The sequence below is a fragment of the Actinomycetospora sp. genome (assembly GCF_036497245.1).
Lineage (GTDB): Bacteria > Actinomycetota > Actinomycetes > Mycobacteriales > Pseudonocardiaceae > Actinomycetospora.
Map to the genome: position 1 here is coordinate 1 of NZ_DASXJS010000061.1, position 1950 is coordinate 1950.

Annotated in this window: 2 protein-coding genes; one reads left to right on the top strand and one right to left on the bottom strand. The window is 76.9% G+C overall.

Translation table 11 applies throughout. The features are described 5' to 3' along the window. Positions 1-266, bottom strand: a 266-nt coding sequence (locus VGI02_RS29100) for an IniB N-terminal domain-containing protein (RefSeq protein ID WP_414638207.1), incomplete at its 3' end; no start/stop codon positions are given. Positions 267-485: 219 nt separating this feature from the next. On the opposite strand from VGI02_RS29100, the gene VGI02_RS06695 reads away from it, so the two are divergent. Further along, positions 486-1950 (top strand): Hsp70 family protein (locus VGI02_RS06695; protein WP_331626505.1); only part of this gene is annotated, 1465 nt, incomplete at its 3' end.

Sequence of the window (1950 nt, forward strand, 5' to 3'; positions counted from 1 at the left end):
GCGTGGTCCATGACCAGCGGCAGGGCGTCGCGGACGTCGGCGAAGCACATCCCGTCGAGGCCGGCGGCGGTGAGGGTGCCGTGCGGGTCGGCGGCGAAGGCGGCCTGGGCGTTCGGGTCGCGCAGCAGGTCGAGCAGGAACGCCAGGATGGTCTTGGCCTCGGTGACGGGCATCGCGGTGGCTCCTCGGTGAGCGAAATTCGGCTCTCCGGAGCAGTGAGCTCCGGCGTTGAGGTGAACGTTAAGGACGCCGATGGGCCCTGCCATCGGTGTTCTCCCCGCGACCGCACCCCGAGCGGGAGGGGGATCCGACCACCCCGGCGCCCCGTGCCACTCGTCGCGCGCCGGGCCTCACCCACCGCGAGCCTCGACACCCACTCGGGCGGTTCCCCTCAACCTTCTCGTCAATTACTCCGAACGGCTCAGTATGTTGCGCTTGACTGACCAACAGTGATGTGCGGCCAGGAGGGTGATGGGGGGAGCACAATGGGTTACGACCTCGGGGTCGATCTGGGTGGGACGACGGTCGTCGCGGCGGTCCTGCGCGACGGGGCCCGGCGGGCCGAGGCGGTGCCGCTCGGCAGCGACGGGGCGATCCCGCTGCCCGCGACCGCACACCGCGGTGGCGACGGCGCGGTCCGGACCGGCGAGGACGCCGAGCGCCGGGCCGCACTGGAGCCCGATCGCGTGGTCCGGGACGTCACCTCCCGCCTCGGCGACGAGGTCCCGCTCGTCGTCGGGGGCGAGCCCTGGCGGGCCGACGACGTGGCCGCCGAGATCGTCCTCGCCGCCGTCCGGCGCGTCGCCGCGCGGGAGGGCGGGGCGGCCCGGGCCCTCGCGGTCACGCACCCGGCCGGATGGGGTCCCCACCGCGAACGGACGCTGCGCCGGGCCCTGGTCCGGGTCGGTCTGGGCCACGCCACGCTGATCGCGGAGTCGCGTGCCGCGGCACTCGCCGGTGCGCGCGGCACGGTGGCCGGGGTCTACGACCTCGGCGGGCGCAGCTTCCGCGCCGCCGTGGTGCGCCGCGGCCCGGGCGCGAACGAGATACTCGCCGATTCCGGCGCCCCGGACCGCGCGGGCGGCACCGACATCGACGCCGCCGTGCTCGCCCTGGTCCGCGAGCAGCTCGGGGACGGTCTCGAGTCCGCGCTCGAGGACCTCCCCGACGACGAGGCCCGGGTCGGGCTGGCGGCGCTGCGCATGTCGGCCCACGCCGCGAAGGAGCAGCTCTCCGCCGAGACCGAGGCCCTGGTCTCCGTGGCGCTCGGTGCGCTGCACACGACGGTGCGGATCACCCGCGCCGACCTCGAAGCCCGGATCACGCCGCTGGTGGCCGCGACCGTGGAGTCGTTCGCCGGCACGGTCGACGCCGCCGGGGTGCCGTTGGACGACGTGGTGCTCGTCGGCGGGTCCGCCCGGATCCCGCTGGTCGCGCGGCTGCTGGCCGAGGAGCTCGGACGCCCGGTGCACCCGGGTACGGACCCCGTCACCGTCGTCGCGCAGGGCGCCGCCCTCGCGGCCGCCGAGCACGCGGCGGCCCGGCACCGCGAGGCGGCGAGCGGGCCGGCGACCGGCGGTGCGCCGGTGGCTGCGGCGGCGGCGCGTGCGGGCGCCGCCGCCACCGCGACCGGCGCGGAGGACCCCGACCTCGACGACCACCGTCCGGAGCCCTCGCCCGACGGCTTCGGGACCGTCGCCTCCGGGCGCTCGGCCACCGCGGTCCTGGAGCGCACGCGCACCGCGAACCACGACGTCCCACGCCCGCCGGTCGCCACCGCGCTCGCGCCGATCGGGCCGAACGTCGACCCGGGCCCGCTGCGCCGGTACCGGAGCTGGATCGTCGCGGGCCTCGCCGTCCTCGTGCTCGGTGCGGGAGCGGCGACCGTCCCGATCCCGGGCCTCACCGCGGCCCGCACCACGGACACCCCGGCACCGGTTCCGACGACCA